Below are 23,586 nucleotides of genomic sequence, written 5' to 3'. Positions count from 1 at the left end.
CGCGATGGACGTAAACAACGTCCCCTTCTGGCAATGGCGCGGGGCCAGCGCATTCGGGCTTGGGCCAGACGCGCCTTTCCCCGCCACGCCCGACACGGTCGCGTGGGATGCCGCTGACAATGCGCTGACTATCGCCCGCGGAGAGCCCGAGCCTGAATTGGTCGAGGACGAGGCGCGTGCGCGGGACCTGATCAATCGCCCGTCTGCAATTTGCGATAGTGTGGGCAGCTTCGCTTGGTGGGATGATGCCAGCGGGCATTTGCTCGCCAGCGGCTTCGCTCTCGATCCGATCCGGCTTGCCGATGGTCTGGACGACAATCCCGTGATCCGCCGGCCCAGCGATATGGGGTTTGCCGACGATGTCGCCTGGCTTGCACGTGACGGAAAGGTCGCGGCCATTGATATGCGCCAGCGCTGGCCAGTCGAAATCGCCCGCGCCAATGGCTTCAACGCCAGCCTGATCAGCGCTGCACCGGCATCGGCCCCTTGGGCCCTGGCGATCGATACTGGCAAAATCGCGAGAGTGCTGGGCAGCCCGATGCCTGAGATCGCCCGGCGCGTTGCCCCGGACGATGCCTTCGTGCCTGATGATCCAGACCCCGAAGACCTGCGGATCAGGATCGAGGCAGATGTGCGCATTCCCGACCCTCTCGAGCCAGTTGCTCTAAGGGCCGGTCCGGATGACCAGCTCGCGATCCTGTGCTGGAACCCGGGCGAGAATGCAGAGCTGCTGATCTACCGGCACGGCGAGGAACTTCGGCGCCAACCCCTGGCCGGGATACGATTCCCGATTTCATTGGCCTGGGATGGCGACGACCAGCTGTGCCTGCTTGCAACCGACGGCGCAGGCCTGGCCAACCGGGTCTTTGCCTTCGATGTCGCGCAGATTGGCCAAACCGACGCGCCGCTGACGCCTAACGGACGCTTCATTCCCCTGATTGACCATGCAGGGCACGGCTTGTGCGACGGCCCGTGGGAACAGGCGTTTCACATCGTCCAGCGTGAGCGGCCGCAACCCCATCTCGGCTTGCAAAGGCTACGCTCCATTTCACGGCTCGGCCATGCGCGCGCCGGGAGCGTGATGATCGGGCCAATCGACAGCGGCCGATATGATTGCGACTGGCACCGGTTCTATTGCGAAGCCCGTTTCCCCGAAGGCTGCGGTGCCCGTATCGCCCTTCACGCCAGCAATCGCCCCAGCCGACCAGACACGCCCGCCAATTCTGCCAACCGCGAAGGCTGGGCCCTGCATCTGGCAGGCAGCGCTACGGCGTGGGAGAATGCGCCGGAAGATCTTTACCAACCGCAATGGCCGCGCGCGGCCTGGTCCCATTCGGCCAGCGAGATTGCAGGCCATACCGGCTTCCTTCCCTGCCCCCGCGAACAGGGCAAGGCTGGGCTGTTTTCCTGCCTGATCCAGGATGGACGGACGCAAGTGAGGCGGGTGAGCGGGCGCTATCTCTATCTCCATCTCGAACTGACCGGAGACGGTCAGCGCAGCCCCGAACTCTATGGATTGCGGGTCTACGGAAACCGTTTCTCCTATCGTGACCGCTATCTGCCCGAGCTTTATGGCGAAACGGTTTCAGGCCCCGACGCAGCAGAGGCTGGCAATGCCACAGGGGCCGATTTCCTCGAGCGCCTGGTCCACCTGATGGAAGGCCCGATGACCGAAATCGAGGGCCGCGTGGCGCAAGGTTGGACCGTCTCCGACCCGCTGACCGTTCCCGCGGACGGGCTTGACTGGCTGGCCAGTTGGACGGGCTTCGACTTCGGGGACGACACCGACCTCGCGCGCAAGAGGCAGAAGCTGCTGTGCGCCCCGCATCTGCGCCGCCTGAACGGCACGCTGGCGGGGTTGAATGCAATTCTCGAGCTCGAAACAGGTGGGCACCTTATTCGGGGCGGGCAGTTCGATCCCGATCTACCCGCACCGCGCCCGGGGCAATTGGCGCAAATCGAGATCGCTGGCCAAAGCTATCGCGCGCTGGTGCTTTCGATTGCGGACCCTCGCGGCGGCGGCCAAGCAGAAGTCTTGATCGGCGGCGGGGTGACCCGTGGAAGTATCGTGACGCTGGAAGGTTTCCGCCTGCGGCGCACCTTCGCCACCATCCTGGGTGCCGATCTCGCCGATGAAAGCGACCCGATGCTGCTCGGCATGGTCCGGTCGGGAAATTCGGTTGTCGGCGACAGCTTGATCCTCGGCGCTGAAGAGCGTGCCGATTTGCTTGCACATTTTCGCAGCGACTTACCGATGACCGCCTCCGAAGAGGACGATCTCGCCGAATTCTACCGCAAGCTCGCCCACTCTGTCATGGTGCTGGTCCACAAGGAAACACTGGCCGATCCCGTCGATGCAGAACGTCTCATGCGTGAGGCACGAGGCATGGCGCCCGCCCATGTTGAAACAACGCTATTGCGGATGACCGCACCCTTCATGGTGGGCGCTGCGTCGCTGGTCGGGATCGACAGCTTCCTGACCGACCCGGCCCAGCCGGACCCGTTCCGCGTGGAGAGCAGCGATTTGTCATCAGGAGATGTCCTGATGGGTACCGGCGCTCTCGACCGGCGCAGCGACGGCCCCGTCGATCCGGCCCCGGTCGCCCATGCCGCCGGGCCCGACACCGTTTCATCATCCGACGGATTTTGGCTCGATGCCAGCAATTCCGCGGCGGCGCGAGGGCGCAGGATCAATCGATACATCTGGACTTGGCAATGAAGGAGTAACCCATGCCACGCTTTATCAAGAACAAGCCCGTGACCCAGGTACAGCCGATCGTGAAGGTCGAGTTGGGGCCTAATGACCAGCTGCCTTTGGGCGCCAGCCGTTTCGAACTGGTGGTGACCGACGATGCCGGCAATGAAAGCGAGCCAGCCTCGATCGAGGTGGTTGTGCTCGATGCCGCCAAGCCGACCGCCGTGCTGGATGTGGTCGATGGCAACGGGAAACGTGTCGAGCCGCGGATCCGGCAAGGCCAGGGCTTCAACCTGTCCGGCGCCCGATCGAGCGACAAGGGCGACGGCAAGGTGGTGAAGTATCGCTTCACGCTGGTTGATCGGGACTGATTGCCGATGCCCGCGCTCAAACTGAACAAGACGGTCACCCAGAAATCGCCCACGCTGGCGGTGACCAACAAGTTCAAGCCGGGAACCTACCGGTTCCGCCTGAGCGTGATCGACGATGCGCAGAATGAAAGCGCGCCGACAGAGATCGTGGTGACAGTGATCAAGCCGACCGCCCCGATCCGCGTCAACGAGCGCATCGCCGAACGGCTGCGCATCCGTGATCCGCGCCGCCGCCGCATCAATGTTCCCCCCATCCGCGACGGCATCATCCGCCGCTGACCCTGAGAAGGATTGCCGACCATGAACCAGCTGACCGACATGATCGACCCGCTCGAATCGGGCCCCGATGCGGAGCGGGTGAACTACGCTGCCGGGCTAATGCTGGATGCGGAGGATTTTCGCGCAGAGCAGACCTATCATCGCGGGCGGCTTGCCCGATTGCTCCAGGCTCTGGTCGGGCACGGAACCCTGGCAGGGCTCCTGGCGAAGGCGCCGGATGCCGATGATGCAGAACGGGAATTGCGTGTCCTGCCCGGCATCGCAGTCGACCGGTATGGCCGGATTATCGAATTGGCAGAGCCGCATTGCATCCGCCTCTCACGCTGGTTTTCCCAACAGGATGGGGCCGGATTGCTCGCCGCCATGCATGTGCTTTCGGGCAAGCGCGTTGTCATCGCCGACCTGTTCTTGTCAGCTCATAATTGCGCACGCGGGCGGAGCCCGGCCGTGGCCTCGGGCCCATTCGACACCATTGATCCGACCGTCCCGTCCCGCCTTGAAGAGCGTGGCGCCCTGTCCCTTGTCTTGCGCAAGGAAGGAGGCGGAGATCCCGTGCCCTCACCGACCAATCACTGGCCTGGTGGCTCCGCTAGCGCGAAAGCGCAGCGAGAGGCTGTTTTGGGTGCATGGCCGACCGATCTGGCCGCGCTGGCCGATGGCGAATTGGCCCCGTTTGCAGAGCATGTTGCAGGCGAGGACATGAGTGCCGTCCTGCTCGCGCGCATCGCCATTCCGGTCAAAGCACCTGGTGCGGGAGAGACCCGCCCGATCCTCAAACTCGATGCGCCCGTTGCCGTGCGCAACGATTTGCGTCCCGTCATTTACCTGCCGGGCAAGTGGCAAGGCATGCCGCTTTCCCCCGTCACGCTGAACCAGCCCTGAGAAGGATACCGTCATGGCTTCATCCGCATCCGACAGCTTCATCCGCGCCTCTGGCAGGCTCCAGATCGGCCTGGGCGACCTGGTCGAGCAGCTCGATCTCAAGGTTCCCGCCAACAGCAGCGGCGGCTGGGGCGCAGTCCCGACCGATGAAGAAGGGGCCTTGATCCTCGACGGAATGCGCAAGCGTCCGCGCTATTTCGACGGGAAATTCCTGACCGCAGCCGATCTTACGCGTGACCAGGACTATATTAGGCAACGCCAGAACGACCTCGCAGCAGCAGTCGGAACAGGCATTGTATCCGGCCTTAATGTCCAATCCACCGGCACGGTCGGGGCGGATTCGCTTGCCATCACTGCTGGCCACGGGGTCACCCCGACCGGCGCTATCGTGATGATCAGTGCAGACCGGACCATCCCGCTGGGCGACATTGCCGAAAGCCGCCGTATCGATGCGGCATTGGGTATTGCCAGCCAGCCGTCCTTGCCTCTGGCCAGCCGGTCCGGCCTGTTCATCCTCGCCCTGAGGCCTGTCGAATTCTCGGCCAATCCGGTCGCCTCCTATCCGACCGAGATCAACGGCGAGCGAACATTCCAGGACGGAGACATTATCGAAGCAACCGCGATTACGCTGATTGCATGGCCTGATGCCGACGATGCGACCGATCTGGACAGCTCCAGGGCCCGTGCCGCGCGCAGCATTTTTGGCAATGATCCCGGTCCCCTGCCCCATGATGCATTGCCACTCGCCATGCTCGGGCTTGATCGCGGAACGGTGCGCTGGATCGATACGGCCTTGGTGCGCCGCGAAACCGGCGCTGATAGCCCGCTCGAAATATCTTTGGGCGGGCGCCCACGCAGCATGGCCGAGGCTTTCCTGCTGCAATACCAGCGCCATCTTTCTGACGTGCTCCAGCAGCGCAAATCGCGCGGGATGCGCCCACAGTTTGCTGCGAATGAGCATTTCTCGCTCCTGCCCCCGGCAGGTCCGATGCCGATGGAATGCATCACTTTCGGGCGTGACGGGCTCGAGCAAGGATGGTTGCCGGGCGCATCCACCATGCAAGTGAGCCTGGTTCCGCAAGATGAGATCGCATCGATCATCGAAGAAACACTGACCCTGCCCCCGATCGATCTGTCCAAGAACGAGCAGGAGGGTATGGCCATTACCGCCCTGGTGCCGGTGCCGCGTCACAAGCTGCACGGCTATGCCAGCAATTTGCGCAGTCTGACGCGAAAGACCCTCGAGGTCCGCAAGACCGGCGATCTGCGTCTTGGTGGTCGCGGGCTCGACCGGATGATGGCCCGCCGCTTGCCCAGCGCGAACCTTGCCAAGCCGATGCTGCGCCCAAGCGGCTCCGGCTCTTCTGTCCTGAGCGCGGAGGAACAGGCGCAATACGAAATGTGGCAGGCATCGCTCGATGATGCTGCCGGATCCGTCCCGCAGGATGCCAATGGAATCCCGATCATCTTCTACGCTCGCCAGCGCACCGCGCCGCAGGCGACATCGCTGGTCGGCCACTCGATCGATCTGGACCTTGATGACGATACGCCCGAGCCAGTTCCGGCACCGACGCCTGCGCCAAGCCCGACTCCGTCGCCGACACCTTCTCCAACGCCGACACCGGGCCCAACACCAACCCCGGGCCCAACGCCCTCACCTACCCCGACGCCAACTCCTACACCGACACCAACGCCGACATCCGAAGAAGAACGGATCAAGCTGATCGAGAAACAGGCGCTCGAACTTGGCCTCAAGATGCGGCTCGACGCGGTGCAAAAGGCCGCCGCACCTGCTGCGGCATCGATTATGATCGATGTCCTGGCCAGTCCGCGCATAAACCCGGTTTTCTTCGCCAACTTTGTTCACGATCTTGAGTTGGCGCGGGACGCGATGCTGAAGCCGACCGAAGAGATCGAGCGCAGACTTCGCGAGACCGCGACGCGCGATCCCCGTCGGCGCATCCGCGAGGATGTTCGTTCCCGAACCGCGGTCGAAATGCTGCGAGGAGCCGATGCCACCCGCAATCGCGAGATGATCAACATGCTGGAGCGCAATCCGATGGCGGAACGACGCCTTTCGCGCGCCGACACATCTCTGAAACTGCTCTCGAAAGCACAAGTATCAAGCATTGCGACCGATTATCGCAGGCGTGAAATGGGCGAAGGCCTGCAGATCCTGGCACAAATGGGCGATCGCGAAATGTTCGAGGGCAAACGCGGCGCCTGGCTGGGTGATACTGGCTATGGCATCGAGATCGACCGCGGCTTCATCGAGCTGGATCGTGGCTTCATGAAAGAAATGGCCGACCCAATTCTGGAGGCAATCAAATCGCAAGAGCGCGAGATCCTCGACGAGGTGATGCCCAAGGTCACTGAGAGGCTCAAGTCATGAGCAAGGTGAGCAAGTTTCCGCGACCCTATCTGGCCGGCGAACACGCGCTGGCAACAGATCCGCCGATGGCGCGCAGTACGGGCGGTTTCTGGCGGCGTCGCGTCCGGCCGTTCGATGGTAGGTCACTTTCCCACACCGCACTCGAGGCGGAGCAGGTCGGATCGGGCGGAATCCAGCGTCTGCGGGGCCAGGCGGTCTCTGCCGGGGTCATCAAAGGCCTCAGCGTTGCCAGGCTCAATACCGGTTCCCCCGACTACCACCGCTCGATCCAGCTGTTCGAAGGAAACGGGCTTGCCCGCTCCGGAGAAGACGTCCGGGTGCGGGGCCGGACGCTCAATTTGCACGATTTGCCGGTACTGGCGACCGCAGGGCAATTGGAGGGGACGCCAGATCCTGAAGAGGATGGCCCAATCCCGGAAGGCAACACCGATGGCCCTTCACCGGTCGAAGGCGCGTTGCCCCGGCGCAATGGTGGCAAGCTTTTAGAATTGGTCGATGGTGGAGATAGCAGCCTCCCGCGGTTGGCGATCCTGTTGGCGCAACCCATAACAGTGGAGATACCCGATCAGGGCGATGATCCCGATTGTCCACCGGACCGCCGCGATGTCGCGCATCTGCAGCCGCTTGCGATGGACGGCGTCCGGCTCGCGCTGTTCGCCTGGCCCGATGATGTTGATACCGGGGGCCGCGGCACCGGCTACGTGCTGGCACCATCGCAGGCTTTGCGCCGCAACCACATTGCCGAGCGGATTTTTGATCTCGAGGCTCGCCATGGCCGGAGCGGCATGCATCCGTGGGAGCCCTATGGCCTGCCCTTGGCCCTGGTCGGCTTCACGCCAGACTGGCACATCGATTTCATCGACGCAGCAGCGGTCCAGCGCATGGGCGGCCAGCCCCGGCCACGCAATTCCATCGGCGCTACGCGGGCGAATACATTGATGGCCGAAGCGCGCCTGCGTCAATTCTCCGAGCATATGGCGGAAATGGCAGACGAGCCGCCGTTCAAGATACGTCAGTCGATCGAGTTTCTTCCCCCTGTCGGGGCCATGCCGGGGGAGCTGTTCGATCCCGAAGCACGCATGCAGAGTTTTTTCCCGGACAGTTTCGATCTCACTATGAGGCCCGCCATTCTGGAGGAAGTCGGCCGCCTGGTTGACGAAAGCGCTTCGCTCGAAACGCTGTCGGTCAACGAGCCGGACAAGGTGGAACTGCTATTGCCCCTGCCCGGCAAGCTTTATGATCCGGCCCTATTCGTAACGGAGAAAGTCGATCCTGCTTTCGCAGCCCAGTTGCGCAAGCTCCACCAGGAACGGGCTGCCGCAATCCGGGATCGCGAAAGCCTTCGGCGCAAGCTTGATAGCCTTGGTGTCGCATCCCAGGCCAAGCGCGGCGCATGGCCCGCAAGTGATCTCCAGGCGTCCGAGATCGCACCTGATCCGGAAATGGAACTCACCCTCGACACGCAGCGCGGTTTCGTACTCAAACCCGATGGTAGCCCCGCGCACCTGGAGTTCGGCGAATTCGGCAAGGGCGTTCCATTTGGCGCCGGGGACAATCTGTTTTTCTGGGTCCGGGTTCCAGAAGGCGAAATGCCTTCCGAACTCAGGATCAAGTTGAGGACGGACTCTGCAGAATTTGCAGCGACGATTTTCACCAAGCAGGAGGATGAAGAGAAGGAGAAAGAAAAGCCGACCTTCAATCGCGATATGATCGGGTGGCAAAGGGTCGTCCTGCCTGCAGCGAAGTTTGGCACCAAGGAAGAACCCTTTGGCAAGGACATCGCGATAGACCGGCTATTCGTCGAATCCGTGGATGGAATCCTCTTCTTGGGGGCGCTCGGCACGATGTCATCGTCGGATACCGTGACCTATCTTTCCAACGGCCTCCTGATCGGTAGTGGCGATATTACATCCGACCAACATGTCGATGATTTCGATAGCGCCAAAGACCCGACAGGACCGTTCGGGACCAAGGCTTTTGGCCAATTGCTTGGATCGACCGCATTACATTCCTTCAAGGACCGATGGAAGCAGCCCTATCTCGTACCCCACTTGCAGTTGGTAGACCAAAGCGGTCTCTCCGGCCTCGCAGCCGATCTGGAGAAACGCCTCGCGATCACCAATGATGCGATTGATGTCGGTTTTGTCAGGGCACGATCCGACATCTACCGGTTGCGCCAATACATCCTTGGCCGGTCCGAAGCGTCTCGCCTGATTACCTCGCCCGCGCTCGCCGACGTGGCCATGCGCGACCAGAGTGCACGCGCCAATGCAGATGATCTGGCCAAGTTCATGTCGAGCATAAAGGAGGTCGAGACTCAGTTCATCACGTCTGCGGTGACAGACGGTAGCGGTGGCGGTGGTGGCGGATCCAGCCCAACACCAGCGCCGAAACCATCTGGCCGGGATCGCGACGAGAGGGCCTTCAAGGTTTCCAGTTCGGAAAAGAAGATCGGAGGAAGTTCGACCTTCCTATCACAGCCAGCCGAAGAGGCTGCCGCCAATTCGATGGTCATCGCAATGGCGGCCAACATTTCACCCATGATGTGGGCCGGCTCCGGCATCGCGGCTAGTCAGCCTGGTCCCGCGCCGGCTGTGTCCAGCAATCCGCCCGTGGTCATGTACACTGGTGCGACATACACAGCCCTGCCCTACACTCCGCCGCCAGCCGAGACGACGATGACGTTTAAGCGGGCCTCAGACTACGACACGGCCCAGAACTATGGTGTAGCGATTGAAAAGCTGGGCTATTTCGACAGCCGCATCAAGGCCGCCGATATTGTTGGCCAAAAGGCCCTGCCCGGCCTGGTAGAACGCACAGTTACCGTGGCCGAACGCCTTAAAGTGAGCGAAGCGGCCAAGGCCCATGAATATGCTCTGGCGGGCAAAATCGCGATCCGCAACACGCTCACCCAACTGATGGAAGACGGCGATATCGGAATTGCGATCGGTGACTTGCCGGTTCCTGGATACGGGATCCTTCCTGACGGAGTGACCTGGCCAACCGATCCCAAGGCCGACAAGCCCGTGCTTGACCCGGTCACCCTCGAGCAGGTCCTCAATGCCGGCTCTGGCGGCGACGACATCATCGACGTTCGGGGCCTGTCCAAGTCCGAGAAGGACGATTCCCATGAATCCGACTATTTCAATGCCGCTGTGGCCGCGCTGGATGATGCTATTGCGCTGATGCGGCTGGTTGAAGGACGGGTCGACCTCTACCAGAAATTCCTCGGCGATTGTGAGTCCGTGCTCAAACAGGTGCGCAGTGATGCTGGGCGCCTCGAAAGCAATCTCGACAAACTCCAGCTCGAAATCGACGAGCTGCGGCACGACATCCTCGTCACCGAAGCGCTGGAGGCCGAAGACCGCAAATTCGTTGAGGAGACCAACGCCAGGCGCAGCGCGCTGATTGTCCAGTATGGTGATCGTATCCTGTTCCGCCGTCCGCGCGTGGCGTCCGTCATCACGCCAGCTCCGATTGCGAGCGCAACAGATTCAACTATCCCGTCGCCGATTGTCGAGTGCAGGTTCGAAGAGCATGAACTGCCCCCCGAACTGGCAGATTACGTCGCCTTGCTGCACGAGGTGCCGGTCGGCTGGTTCCCCAAGATCAGCAAGGCTGTTGAGCGTCTCAACCGGCGGAAGCCCGCGATCCGGGCCTTACAGCGCTCACGTTGGCGGGCTCAGGCCTTGCCGATGATGGTCCCGGCCCAGCCAGCCTATATCAATCCGGGCCTCGCACGGATCGGCGCGACCCTGGTTACACAGGCGAACCGGTTCCAAGGGTGGCGTGCAGCTGCAGCTGCGCTCGATCTGGTCGCGCTGGACCGCATGGACCTGTCGAGCCTCCACCAGACCGTGCGCAGGGTAACATCGATTGCCGACCTGATCGACAATGGCCGCGAGCGACCCGTTCTTGCTCGGCTTGCTTCCAGCAAAATGGAGGAACTCGCCAATGTCGCGGGATGTCTCAACGCGGCATTCGCGGAAACCGACCCGGCGATCCGCATGCAATGGGCCGAAATCCTGTCGGCGCATGACGATACCGTAAGCCTGGTTTCGCTCGCCGTTCTGCCCAGCTGGGAAGCCTTGCCAATCGGCCAGCGCCGGTCATTGCAAGACCTGACCGACTGGCTGTTTCTACAAGTCGACAGATCCGACAATGACGCGATCGAAGCGATCAGCGAACTGGTGCGCATCGCCTTGCTGCTGGCGGCACATGCACCGGTCGATCAGCTGATCCCGGCGACGTTGATCGATCCGGTCCCGGTGCGCACCGGTGGCCTGATCCCGCTCAAGGTTTCGCCCGACAGGATTTTCCTCAAACAATCGGGCCTGGTCCGGGACCGCCTGGGGAGGCCGGTCGCTCGGTTCGAGACCGAGGCGATCGGTCCTGACCGCGTCGAAGCGCGGATCGTTGAAGATTTCGGCATCGCCAAGATGATCGAACCGCAAATGACCTTCGCCTTCGGAGGCGGGCTGTTCCGCAAATGACCGGGCTCAACATCGCCCGGTTATCCTTGCGCGCGCGCAGAGACTCGCATTTCGGGGCACAAATGCGTCTGGAGCGTGCTCTGGCCCAGGCCAGCATTCCCGATCACAAGGTCTTCGCTGTCCGCAAGCTGGATGGCCTGAAATATCGCAAGGCACCACATGGGCAGGCCGTCCCGGCATTGGAAATGCGGCTAGCACGGCAATTCTCGGATGCTTTGTCGCCGGTTTTAGCGGGGGCAGTCCATGGCGCGACGCCCGCCAGCCACAGTGCGAATGCCGTCTATTTCAACGACATCACCGAAGCACGGGCCACTTTCCTGGCCATGATGGCATTGGGCAAGCCCGTCACCGGATGGTTCTGGCGCAGCATCCTTGGTCCGCAATGGCTTGAACCCACGCCGCGCGCCGCTGCGAAAACCATATTCGCTTCCATTTCCGTACCGGGCCAGGATGCTGGGTTGCTCGCCGCCGCCTTCACGCGTGCCATTGTGACGGCTGGGTTGGAGCCGATCGCGCGGCTTGTCGCGGAAAATGCAGCCGCGCCGTCGCCCTTGGCCCCGCAGCAACACGTCGTGAGCCTCGCGCGTCAGCCGGAAAGGGTCGCGGCCTCCACCGCTGATATTGCTGATCCGGACCACGGGCCATCCGCCCCCATCTTCGGGCAAGTCGCCAAGAGCCCTGAGATTCAGGCACTCGCAAGGAAGGCCACCATTTCTCCGGAGCAGAGCGAACCTGTGCTGATCGCCGCGATAAAGCTGCAAGTCCTGAAACTGAGGCCGGATCTGTTGGAATACTCCCAGCCTGCGGGGCCTGTGGTGCAAGTAATTCTCAAACAGGTCCGCGACGAAAGGCGCCGCAACGAAGAGCACGTTGAAACGCGATCGGGCCCAAGGCCACGACCCCCGGAAGGAGTAGCCAGCACAAAGCCTTCGCCCATTGCCGAGGCGCGTGAGCTTCCAGTTGAAGAAGGTGTTGACCAAAGCGAAGCATCGAACGCGCATGATACTCGGCAGGAATTCCACACAATCCAATCCCACCCGGAGACGAGCCAGGAGCAATCTTCGTTCGATCACCTACAGACCGTTACCGGTGCGGGTTTGCTCCTCGTCATTCCTTCGCTCGTCAGACTCGATTTTCCGGCGTGGCTCGATCGCAACGAAGACCTCCGACTAGGCGACTTCGCACGGCAGTTCCTTGTCGGGCTTGTCGCCCGTTATCAGCCGGACAGCGTGGAGGCTCTAGCCGCCGTGTTCGGCAGCGAATTCCAGTTGAATACCCGCCCGCCAACGCGGCCATGGCACGATGCCGAGGCGGTATGGCGCAAAGGGCTGGATCGCTGGTTGCGGCACACAGCATTGCTGCGCTTGCATGATCTCGCGCATATGCCGGGCGAATTGGTGCTGGAGGATGAAACCTGGCGCTGCCGTTTCCCGCTCTCCGCCATACAACTGGGCTTGCGCCGCCATGCCCTTGATGTCGATCCGGGCTGGACGCCATGGCTCGGCATGTCACTGCGCTATGACTATCGCGCGCGTGCCGACCAGCAGGAGCATTTGGCATGAACGCGCGTGCCGAGACGCGACCAAGCCTTGCCGGACTGGCCGAGAGATATCTTCTGGCATTGGCGCCAAGCCCTGTACCGGCAGGAATAGCGAACGATACGAGCGGACCGCTCGATCCGACGGGCTTGGGCGGGCAAATCGCCGCCATCGCCCGCAACCCCTCGCAGCGCGACAGCCGATTGTTGGCGTTGCAAAGTGCTTTCGGCTTCGGTGATCCGGAATTGCTCGCCGCCGCTCTCGCCTACAGGGTCGAGACCGATCCCTATTTCGCGCATCAGATTGCCCGTTTCCAGGAACCGCTTGGCAAGGGGCATATCCTGATCGGGTTCCTCGCATCGGCCTTCGGGCTGGATGACGCAGGCATCCTCGAACTGGCCGGTGGGGGTGCGGTCGCATCCGGCTTGCTGGATGTCGGGACAGAGGACGCAGTCCTGTGCGAGCGCGGCCTTGTCATGCCACAGGCTATGCTGGCGGCGGTTGGTGGGCATCCCCGCAAGGAAAGCTTCGCTAACCCGCTTGATCCGCTCTCGGTCAAGTTTGCGCCCGCTCAGCGCGATCAGATGGCAGACTTGAGCACTTGGCTATCAGGCGGGACAGGCCGTGTCCTCCACGTTGCCAATGCCGATCGGGAAGAGGCCCTAGCCTTTGCCCACCAATTGGCGGCCCGGCGTCAAGAGGAGCCGGTGGTCATCGACTCCGCGGCCCCCGCGCCGCCCGCATGGCTGCATTTGCGCCGGGCATTGCCCATCATCAGCGTCGATCTGGGGGTCGGCGAACACTGGTCTTTCCCCCAGCAAGTGTGTGCCCACACACCTTGCATCATCGTATCCGGGCTCGACGGGAAGATCGATTGTGCGCGGCCGATCCGCACATGGCAGGGCGGCGCGCTCGATTGCCATGAGCGCGAGCAGGTCTGGCAGGATTGGGGATACCCTGCCGCAGAGGCCGTGTCGCTTGCCAATCGGTACCGGCAGGGTGCCGGAGCAATCGCCCGCGCGGCACGATCGATGGAGAGCCAAGCCGATCCAGGGTGTGCAATTGCGCATACAACCCCGGCGCTCGACTTGCTCGCCCAGCGGTGCAAATCTGCCGATATTCCCGAAGACGCGCTTATCGCAACGCCCGATTTGCGCGACTCCCTGCGCCAAGTCGAGCAGCGGATCCTGCTGCGCGAAAGACTGAGCGACAATCTTGGGCCGGCATTGACGGCACGCTATCGCCCTGGTGTCCGCGCCCTGTTCACAGGCGAATCCGGTACCGGCAAAACCCTGGCCGCGTCTTGGCTCAGCGCCCGGCTCGGCCTTCCGCTCTACCGGGTCGATATGGCAGCCCTGAGCAGCAAGTGGATTGGCGAGACCGAGAAGAACCTGTCGCAATTGCTTTCGGCCGCAGAAACGAGCGATGCGATCCTGTTCTTCGACGAAGCCGACGCCCTGTTCGGGTCCCGCACGGATGTCAGCGACAGCAATGACCGGCACGCCAATGCACAAACCAATTTCCTGCTCCAGCGGATCGAGGATTTTGAAGGTATCGCATTACTGACCACAAACAGCCGCGACCGCTTTGACAGCGCATTTGTCCGGCGCCTTGACGCCATCCTTGAATTCCCGTTGCCGGACGCAGCGGCGAGACGCCAGCTATGGCTTTCGCACCTGGGGGATCATCATTCCCTCACCGGTGCCGATATCGACATTCTGGCGCGAGAACTGGATCTTGCAGGAGGCCATATCCGCAATGTCGTACTGGGCGCGGCGATCCGGGCCCGAATAGAAGAGCGGGCGATCAACCGGGCTGACCTCTTCAGCGCGATAGCGGATGAATTGGAGAAGCTGGGGCGCGCCACGCCTGAAATTTTCCCGACACTGGAATCATGAATCGGCCCCGCTCTGCATCGCGCTCCCGCCCGGGCAGGGCTCCGACCTCTTCCGGCACCAGCAATGCAACTAGGAGCGGAGGCGCACCACAATCATCTGCCCCCGCCCGGACGGAGCGCCATGGTAGTACGACGGGGTCAGGTGGCGGGACTGCCGGCTACCTGCAACAAGGCGTGTCAACCGAGTCTCTCTATGCCGCCTATGGATACGATCCGCTGCATGACCCGGCGATCCAGGCCGCGTTTGAACCTCCGGCGCAAGAGGAGCAGCCCCCTCGGCAGAGACAACGGCGTTCCGGCCGCCGCGGAGGGGTCATCGCGCAAGGCGACGGTCCGAACCAGATCATCTTCAATGCGTTTCAGCAAGATAGCCGTCCTGAACAGGGGCCCCTTCTTGTCCTGAGCAAGGTGGCGTCGCTCAAACTTTCCTCCGCTCTGGCACCGCCTGCATCCAGCCTGGGTGTGGACCCTGCCAAGTTGACGCAGAACAGCGATGACGAAGTCGGCAACCTGCCCGACTTTCGCGGTGCCTTCTCGAATGCAGTTGCCTCGGTCCGTGCGGCAATGACATCGCTGGATCGAGAGACGCGCAGCGTCGAGCGCGAGACGGCCAGTTTCCTGAGGTCACAGCACCAGGAGCGCCAGCAATCGCTGGACCTGAACCTGAGGACTCTGTCGACCGATCTGGTGTTGGCCCGGCGGGACCTGTCGAGCTCGGTGGACGGCTGGTTGTTCCATCTCGACATGTCGGGTGCCCGCATGGCGAGCGACTTCGAAAGCGCGGCCTCCGCTGCCAAGCGTTCGCTGCGTGAGCGCAAGGATGCATATGACCGAGATCTTGATCCGGTAATACAGGAGCGGGCCAGCCTGATTTCGCGCATTATCGAAGGTGAGCAACTGCTGTATGACAACAGTCGCGCCGCCAGCGATGCGATGGAGAATCTGAGGCAGAATCCGCAATCGGCCAACCTAGAAGATGTTGTCGTTCGCGGCATCGATACCGGTTGGAGCGCGCTTGATCACCTCAACGAGGGGCCGTCTGGTTACGGGGCCCTGCTGACGACTGCCACGAAAGAAGCGATCATAGAATTCGTGCCAGGCAGGGCCGATCTCGTGAAGCAGAAAATCGCCGATAATTACGAGCAGATCGCCAATACGCTGATCGCCAGCTTCCGCTGCATCCCGTGCAAGATCGATTCCGGGATCGCGGGTATCGCCGGCTTCGTCTATCAAGTGGCCGAGTTAGGCCCTCGCCAAGTCGACGAGCTGCTGGCCAGCAGTCTTTCAAGCCTGAACGAAACGGTCGCGAGCCTGCGCGAGAGCGCGCTCGAAGCTGGGGAGAGCGCTGACGAAAATCTGGTCGCTGGCCATGATGGTATGCGCGATATTCTGCAGCAAACAGCTGAGGCGGAAGAAGACGCTGAGGCCGCTCAAGCTTCGGCTCAGGTTCAGGCCATAATTGACCGTCTGGAGGCAAACCGTGACGCATTGCCGGCATCGGCCGACGGCATCCGGCAAAGGCTGATCGAGACCGCCGAAGCGCAAGGTCTGACGCCAATCCAGTTCGCACAACAAGCGATGGAATCCGCCGATAGCTTACTATCCCAGGTAGCCGGCATTCTGGAGAGCGAGCCGGATCTTGCGCAAGCTTCGATCCTAACAGTCCAGGAAGCCCTGATCGAACGGGCAGTGGAAGCGGGCCGCCTCCGGTCAGACCAGCTTGACGAAGCCCGATCCAAACGCCGCGAAGCCATTGCCCAGGCCGGGGAAGGTGTCTCGAAACAGGTCCGCAAGGCCATGTCCGATCTGCGGCCGATCACGAAGAGCTTCGCCGAAACCGCCGAGAATTTCCTGCCTGATGTCGATGAGGGATACACTCAGGCCGTGCAGCGCATGCATGCCGCGATCGACCAGGCGGGATATGCCGTCGATGTTGCGATGACAGGGACCTCCAACCGCTCCCCGGGCGGAGGTGGCGAGGAAGGAGGTGACTCCTCCACCGCGCAATATCAAAGCACGGAGCGTTCCACTGCGGGGCCAGGAGCAGAAGGAGGCGATTCGCAAGCGGAGCGTACACCCGCACCACAGCCTCCTCCCCCGGAAACCTGCGACGGATGTGGCGGAGAGGAAACCAACCAATCCATACCCGAGGATGAGGGCGCCACGAGCAGCCAGTCGAGCGATGCCACCTCGTCCAGTGAACCAAACACCGGTACGTCCGACGGCTCAATGTCGGTCGATCCCGGCATGAGCATGCCTGCTGATCCCCTATCGCCCACCGGCTACGCCGATCGAATGCGCGATATCTCGCAGAGCCCCATGACGCATGACGTGATGGAAAAACTGGTGACTGACGCCAAGGAAAAAGTGCCAGGAGGGCTGACGACACGCGGCTCGCAAATCAACACGTTGCTCGACGTCTATCTGAATGCAGATATCGACGCCATACTGGGCAAGGTCGAAGGAATAACAGCGACCCATGGTCAGTTCTTCGAACGCTTTTTTGGCACCAATAGCCGCGGTTGGGGTCTGCGCAGGACATTCCGACACTGGGTGATGAACGAGCTTTCCTGGCCGTCCACCATGGATGCCAAGATCAAGACATTCAACGACTCACTCGACGGCGATGTTACCGGCGCTGCAATCAATCGGCTTACTGCAGCGATGGTCGGCTGGAACGACAGCGCCACCATGGAATCGGTGATGAACAATCTCACGCCGAGCCAATTGGAGGCCTTGCGCGCCGCCCCACCAAGTCAGCTCAAGGAACTGCGTTCGGGCATGAACCGCGAGGAGCTGGAACGTTTCAACTTGATGATGAGCGGTGGGGCGGAAGCGGTGCGGGCCACCGAGTTACGCCGCGAAGTCGACCGTCTGCGCTGGGAAGAAGGGATCGGCGAAAAAGGCGGCCAGAAAGTAATGGAGGCGATCCGCACTGCCGAACAGAGCGCTGGCAGCTGGGCGGCAGAAGCTGACGCTGGGAGGCAAAGGCGCGATCTTTTCGAACTCGAGCATGGCGAGGTCCAGCAACAGCGTAGCCAGCGCAGTTTCCGCGAAACCGAAACCGCATTTGCCGGACTGCGGGGTGTGTCGCAGCAAGCGCGCCGGGGGGCCGCCACAACGAGCGAGGATCCCGGCTCCACCCTGATGAACTATGCCACGGCGAGCCGCGACAGATTCCGCCGCGTCTATGACGAACGCCTGGGGCACTACACTTGGGAGCAGTATACCCAGGAATTCGACCCCGAATATGCCCGCGTAATCGAAATGGGTATGACGCATGGCTTTGACAGCGAAGAAGCGCTGGCTGCCGAGCTTTACGCGGAAACCCATCGCAGCCGCGGAGATCCCCGGCCCGAGGTGATGCAACGCGTCCTCCAGCCCTCCGGTGCCGACGCGGTGCGCATGGGCGGGTACAACGCGCAGGCCCGCGAGAGCGGCCTGGAAACTGCAGAAGAAAAGCGGCGACGCATCTTTGCGCTCTACGCCGAATATAGCGCCGACAGTCAGGGCATGAGCTTGCAGGATGCGCCCTCGACCGAGGACGTCCAGGCCGAGATTTCGGGCCATATCAACAGTGCTTTCGAAGACGACGCCAATGCCCGCGACATGATGAACGGGTGGGTCAACAACGCGCGGGGCGACCCCGTCGCGACGATGGAATACGCCATCGCCAACGAGAACTTTGATGTTGCGCGGACCCAACTCTCGCGGATGGACCGGACCGAGATCGACGCTCTCATGCGCGATTGGAACACTGCCCATCCGGGCGGCCCCAGTTTTGAAGAAGCGATGGGTCTGGGCGAGCACCGCTTCAGTGCCACAGATTATCTCTTGCCCGTTCTTCTGGGCCCGACCGGTATCGCGCTGAACGCGGCACGCGGTGCCAATTACAACTGGAGTGCAGCCTTTAGCGGCGACGAGGCTAACGAGCTCGAGCTGCTGATGAACGGCGTACCTCAGAACGAGTACGAGGCTGGTCACATCGCGCAGCGCACGATGGACATGCAAATCGAGCAGTCGACATTTGCAGGTCAGGCCCTCGCCTATCGCGAGTATTCTGACCTGGTCGAAAACGCCAACCGCTTGCGGATTATGATGGGGACGGACGATATCGAGCTCGACTCGATGGGCCGCATCACAGCGACCGACCCGACCACCGGTCAGCCCGTCATTGCCGGCAATTTCAATCCGGATGGCAGCTTCGATCCACCGGAGGGCACGACAGCAGGAGACTTCAACGCGGCGATGGGTCTCGCCCGGTTCTATTCGGACAACTACACCCAGGCCGTCGATCGGGTGGCCAATTACATCGCTACTGCGATCGTCATGACCGCTGCGATCGTGACCACCTTCCTTACCGGCGGAGCGGCAGCCTCGATCTGGATTCCGATGCTGGTCACCATGGGCGCCGGCGTGCTGGCCATGGGTACGACCATGATGATCAAGGGCAACCGGTACAGCAAGGACCAGATGCTGACCGATCTCGCCACCAATATCGTCTCGGCAGCGACTGCCGGCCTGGGCGGCGCAGCGACTGTCTATTTGCGCGGCGCGGCTACCGCCGGGCAAGCTGGCGGCAGGGCAGCCCTGGGCGCACTGTCCAAGAGCTGGCGGATGTCGGAGGAAGCGCTCTCGCTGGCTGTGCGCGGTGCCGACAAAGTGGATGATGCAGCGCGCCTCGTTGGCGGAGCGGCCGGCGCTGCGGACGATATCGCAAGAGCCGGTGGCCAACTGGCGCAACCCAAGATGTGGCAAAATATGGTCGTTGGCGGCCTTTCTGGCGGCGCCTCCGGTGCAACCGCAGCTGCAATGGACCCGCGTTTCAAGAACAGCGAGGATTACTGGTCAAATGTCGCACATGGTTTCGGTCGCGGATTCCTGAGCGGGGCAGCGGGAGCCGGCATCACCGAAGCTGCGATGCGTGGCGGAGGGCAGATCCTCAATCGACTGGGACGCGACCGGGCCCAGCGCCTGGCCCGGCAAATGAACATCTCGGATGACGAGATGGCAGAGTTCATCTTTCGCAACGCCGAAGCGTTTTCCAGCCGCGGCTACATGGACATCCTCAACCGTAGTCTGTCCGGCGGCTTGAGCGGCTCGCTCAGCAAAGGCCTCGAACTGGGCTACGACCGCTTCCTGCTCAACAAGCGCATCACGGCTGCGACATTTGCCGAAGAAATGTTCTGGGCTGGCTTGCAAAATGCATTCCAGAGCAGCGCCGAAGGCGTTGCCGAAGGAGCGAGACGCCGGTTCGTCAAAGGCGACGCAGCCGAGCATCGCTGGAACGAAGACCAAGGCTGGGCCGAACAAAGACGCGCCATGGAGGCTGAGGCGGCGAACGATAATGCTGCACCGGACGACCCGCATGCGTTTCGGGACGCAGGGTTTGCCAGTGAGGACGGGGACTCATCCCTGCCCAAAGCGCTGCGTGACCTCCAGCCACCAGCGATGGGCGATGACAATGTCGAATATATTGGCACAGATGGCCTGCCAGCCATTCCCCGATTTGCCGGGCCGGATGATAGCACCGGCAGCCTTGATCTGGCTGGCCAGCCATTGGGTCACGACAGAGGGATTCTGGAAGGGTCGACTACCCAACTCGATCTGGGCGATGGTGCCACCGAGCCGCAATTGGTGCAGACCCTCCGTCCTGCTCACACACGGAATGGCAAGGACATTGCCGCCAGAATCGTCGCCGACCTAACCGACCCGGCTGTATTAGCGGGAACCACGTTCCCCGCGCGGACTGAAATTATCGGCGCACCACCAACAGACCACTCAGTGGCGTTGAGGAACTATCACGCGTTACGCGCACACAATCCCAAGCTTGAGGTCGGGCTCGCGTTCAATGTCAAAACCGGACAATACGCCGTAGTCCAAGGGGCAGCATTCTCGGTACACCACCCGCAGCCTGCCGCGAATTGGGTCATGAAACGTCATGCCCACCCAACAATCGAATCCGGCGATCCGATCGGTCAATTGACCAATATCCTGCCCAGCGGGATTGGGGCTGATGTTACCAACTTCGTGTCCGATGCGATTTTGAGTCTTTCCGCCAGTCGCATGGGAGCGGCAGGCGAATTCGCCACTACTATTGATGTCCGCATCGGAAACCAGGACCTGGAAACAGTCTTTCGCGTTACTCCGCGCGAGGATGGTCGCCATCACATGGAACTTACCTTCTACGATCCCCGGGCGCGGCAGGTCGTCAAGAAGGAATTCTCGAGTGCCCGCGAATACGCGCAATTTGCAGCTCAAGAAACTGGCAACCAACGCTTCTTGGGCCGGCATCGGGAGCGGATTCAGACGACGAGCTTCTTGGGCGAAGGCCATCCGGACGGTCGCCACATCTCTCGCAGCCTGATCGGAGGCGAAGATCCCGTCCACCAGCGTCAATTAGGGTCGGCCGACAGGGACGAAGTCCTCGCGCTCGCCACCGCCATGCGCCGCGCCGCCGACTCCGGCGCCAGCATGCGTGATTTTGATGACACGCTCAAAGCGTTAGGCCTGGTCGGCGATGCCGACAGCATGATCCGCCTCCACGCAGTGATCAATGATGAGACCATCGATATCGATACCCGCCGTCTCTTGTCAGATCAGGTGCTCGGAGCGACCCGTCGGGACTTGGTTGAGCGGGGTGAACTGAGCCCCGGCGAACCACTGCTCATGCTTTTCCACGGCGCGACGGACACCCGTGCCAGGAGCATTATCGAAGGCGGAATCGACATGAGCAGGCGCCCTGGCGGCGCGACTGATGACTTCGCCGATGGCCTGTATGTGACGCAGCATCTCGAGAGCGCATTTGTCTACACCAAGCCCAAGGGCCCCAGCGATCGCGAAGCAACGGGCGCAGTGGTTCCGTACATTGTCCGGGGACGCGATCTAGGGGAGGTCGTCGATGTTTCACCTGGCGGTGCACATCGCGCGGCGTTCGAGCGGTTCGTACAGGAGAACAGCCAGCTTCTTGGAAAAATGCGGATCAAGCCAAGTGAACTCGAGCGGATCATGGCCCAGCCGCCGGGCGCGGATCTGCCCTTTGGCACATTCGATGGCGAAGCTCGCGGAATTCTGTTTCAGGCCTTTCTCGACAGTCTTGGGGGGCCGCAAGCGCGGCCAGACATCGTGTTCGGAGACCTTGGAGGCACCCTCACCAGCGGGCGCCAGTTCGCCGGAGGGGCAACCGACCAGGCAGCGGTAAAATCGACCAGGCTCGCCGAGGTGCTGAACCAGCAGCATGTCCGGTCGCGAGGTTTCGCCAGCGAGGAAGGGAGTGATGCAAGCGCGCCGAAGCGTTCGTGGGATGATCAGAAAGCGGCAGTCACGGCCAAACTGACGCCCAAGGAGCGCGCGCTTTTCGAAGCCTTCGACCGTCGCATCGGGCGCTGGCTCGGCGAATCTGCTGATGATTTTCGCACTCTGCTACTGACGTCGCAAAGTGGCTCGGATACGGCAATGACAGACTTCTTGCAGGGTCTTTCGGGCAAGACGACACCGCATTGGACTGCTCTGAAAGAGCGGCTTTCTTCCCGGTTCGGCTTCGAATTGACCGATGCAAGGCTTGCCCTGGCCCTTGCGGTCTTCGAGAAGCGGTACCGCCGCGTTATGCAAGCCGACATCGAGGTAAGCAGCGGTACGCCCGACATTGAGACAGACTCAACGCGACTGCCCAACACGACAGATGAGGGGTTTGTCGACAGCTTCGTAACACGGGTTGTCGAGGCTGATGAACTCGAAGCCATCCGGACAGCTTTTGCAGGCAAGGACGCAGAAGCAACCGCCGAACAGGAGGGCGGAAGCGCAACATCCACCGATATCGACGCTGATGCTAGTTTCCGCGATGCGCTTCGAAATTTCGCCAAAAAGGTCAAAGCTGGAGAGATTGACGCAGACGCCGATACGTTGGCCAATATACTGCCCGAGTTGCGAGAGTTCTTGCGTCGTTCCGCGAGCGCCCGGAAATTCAAGTTCGCCGAAGGACAGAGCGACGAGATATTTGGCGTCAAAAGCACCGGCGAGCATATGTGGCCTGCCCGTTATAAGAAGAGCCTGGAAGCGGCCATTGTTGCCCAGGCATTCGAGGCAGGATCAGATTTCCCATCCATCGGACAGAATAGCGACATCGATCCGCTCTCCGGCCTTCCGCAGAGTCAGGCAGCAGCCCTCAAGCTGATTATCGGCCCCGATTCACAATCTACAGATACTCCAACTGCCGACACTGCCGATGGAGGTGTGGGCAGCGAGCAGACGCCAAGTCTGATCCGGCAATTGATCAGTTCCGAGGACATCGATCATACCAAACTGGTGGCACAGGACTTGGCACCGGAGCTTATTCGGCACCTGCTTGGTATTTCGGATGACACCGACACGCATGTCACGATCGGACGGGATTTCCTCGACGCGACTGATGCGTCCGAGAACCTGCAAGGCCTGGTCAAGAAAGTTGTAAGAGGCGCCGTCGACGTCGAGGTGACTGTCGATGGTGATTTGCAAACCATCAGGGTCCCGGTATCCGCCGCGTGGAGTCTGCTTGGTCAAGATTCGAACCCGCTGCTTCCCTTCGTCGCCGCAGCCATAAAGCAGGCACGCCAAGACGACATCAACGAACTGCGTAATCTGTTCGGCTATTCCGACTATGGCGAAGCGGATAGCTATGGAACGATCGCATTGGCAACCGACGGGACCAAGCCAGCGCTGGACCAGGATCAGATGTATCTGGGTGTGAACAATCAGTTCGCGCCGAGCCTGACGGTTCTTGATGAGAGCGCCGGAGCGAGTTTCATCTCAAGCAATCGACTGGCCGACCTCGAATATGCCGGCGCGACCGAATTCAAGGACCACGCCGAATTTCATGCCATCCTGGCTATGTGGCGCGCCAATGGCGGCGACATGCCTGACGTCGTGGAGCTATATGTTGACCGGATTGCTTGTGGCGCGTGCAGGAAACATCTTGAATCCGTCCGACGCATATTCGGAATCCCGACCCTTGTCGTGCACGCAGTGGGCCACGACAAGTTCGGCTCCATCGCTTTCCGATAA

The 23,586-nt window shown here is 61.6% G+C and carries 9 protein-coding genes; all 9 read left to right on the top strand.

Features of this window, described 5'->3' with window-relative positions; genetic code table 11:
• The first annotated feature begins 4 nt into the window (after positions 1 to 4).
• The 9 genes from ABD653_RS11010 (at position 5) to ABD653_RS10970 (ending at position 23,586) form a co-directional block, all read left to right on the top strand.
• Entirely contained in the window at positions 5 to 2,719 is a 2,715-nt protein-coding gene (locus ABD653_RS11010; RefSeq protein WP_160778723.1) for a phage tail protein, read from the top strand.
• An 11-nt stretch (positions 2,720 to 2,730) separates the two neighbouring features.
• Complete coding sequence (locus ABD653_RS11005; protein WP_160778722.1) at positions 2,731 to 3,066, top strand: hypothetical protein; 336 nt, start codon at positions 2,731 to 2,733, stop codon at positions 3,064 to 3,066.
• 6 nt (positions 3,067 to 3,072) lie between these two features.
• On the top strand, positions 3,073 to 3,345 hold the full coding sequence (locus ABD653_RS11000; RefSeq protein ID WP_160778721.1) for a hypothetical protein: 273 nt from the start codon (positions 3,073 to 3,075) through the stop codon (positions 3,343 to 3,345).
• Between the two features lie 21 nt (positions 3,346 to 3,366).
• A complete protein-coding gene (locus tag ABD653_RS10995; RefSeq protein WP_160778720.1) occupies positions 3,367 to 4,227 on the top strand; it encodes a hypothetical protein in 861 nt (286 codons plus the stop codon).
• A gap of 13 nt (positions 4,228 to 4,240) precedes the next feature.
• Positions 4,241 to 6,619 carry a hypothetical protein gene (locus ABD653_RS10990; RefSeq protein ID WP_199801095.1) on the top strand — a complete coding sequence of 793 codons (2,379 nt, stop codon included), beginning with the start codon at positions 4,241 to 4,243 and terminating at the stop codon, positions 6,617 to 6,619.
• Positions 6,616 to 11,112 carry a hypothetical protein gene (locus ABD653_RS10985; protein ID WP_160778719.1) on the top strand — a complete coding sequence of 1,499 codons (4,497 nt, stop codon included), beginning with the start codon at positions 6,616 to 6,618 and terminating at the stop codon, positions 11,110 to 11,112. Before ABD653_RS10990 ends, ABD653_RS10985 begins: the two co-directional genes overlap by 4 nt.
• A 62-nt stretch (positions 11,113 to 11,174) precedes the next feature.
• Positions 11,175 to 12,674 (top strand): hypothetical protein, encoded by a 1,500-nt coding sequence (locus ABD653_RS10980; protein ID WP_344705415.1) that lies wholly within the window; start codon positions 11,175 to 11,177, stop codon positions 12,672 to 12,674.
• Positions 12,671 to 14,548, top strand: coding sequence for an ATP-binding protein (locus tag ABD653_RS10975; protein ID WP_160778717.1), 1,878 nt, complete (start codon positions 12,671 to 12,673; stop codon positions 14,546 to 14,548). The genes ABD653_RS10980 and ABD653_RS10975 overlap by 4 nt, the downstream gene beginning before the upstream one ends.
• A 173-nt stretch (positions 14,549 to 14,721) precedes the next feature.
• On the top strand, positions 14,722 to 23,586 hold the full coding sequence (locus ABD653_RS10970) for a hypothetical protein (RefSeq protein WP_160778716.1): 8,865 nt from the start codon (positions 14,722 to 14,724) through the stop codon (positions 23,584 to 23,586).

This window comes from Parerythrobacter jejuensis (assembly GCF_039536765.1).
GTDB lineage: Bacteria > Pseudomonadota > Alphaproteobacteria > Sphingomonadales > Sphingomonadaceae > Parerythrobacter > Parerythrobacter jejuensis.
This window is presented reverse-complemented; position numbering and strand designations above follow the sequence as displayed.

Bases quoted from the DNA above. Each gene is read 5' to 3' on its own strand.
- ABD653_RS11010 (WP_160778723.1), top strand. From the start codon at position 5: ATGGACGTAAACAACGTCCCCTTCTGGCAATGGCGCGGGGCCAGCGCA.
- ABD653_RS11000 (WP_160778721.1), top strand. From the start codon at position 3,073: ATGCCCGCGCTCAAACTGAACAAGACGGTCACCCAGAAATCGCCCACG.
- ABD653_RS10995 (WP_160778720.1), top strand. From the start codon at position 3,367: ATGAACCAGCTGACCGACATGATCGACCCGCTCGAATCGGGCCCCGAT.
- ABD653_RS10980 (WP_344705415.1), top strand. From the start codon at position 11,175: ATGCGTCTGGAGCGTGCTCTGGCCCAGGCCAGCATTCCCGATCACAAG.
- ABD653_RS10990 (WP_199801095.1), top strand. From the start codon at position 4,241: ATGGCTTCATCCGCATCCGACAGCTTCATCCGCGCCTCTGGCAGGCTC.
- ABD653_RS10985 (WP_160778719.1), top strand. From the start codon at position 6,616: ATGAGCAAGGTGAGCAAGTTTCCGCGACCCTATCTGGCCGGCGAACAC.
- ABD653_RS11005 (WP_160778722.1), top strand. From the start codon at position 2,731: ATGCCACGCTTTATCAAGAACAAGCCCGTGACCCAGGTACAGCCGATC.
- ABD653_RS10975 (WP_160778717.1), top strand. From the start codon at position 12,671: ATGAACGCGCGTGCCGAGACGCGACCAAGCCTTGCCGGACTGGCCGAG.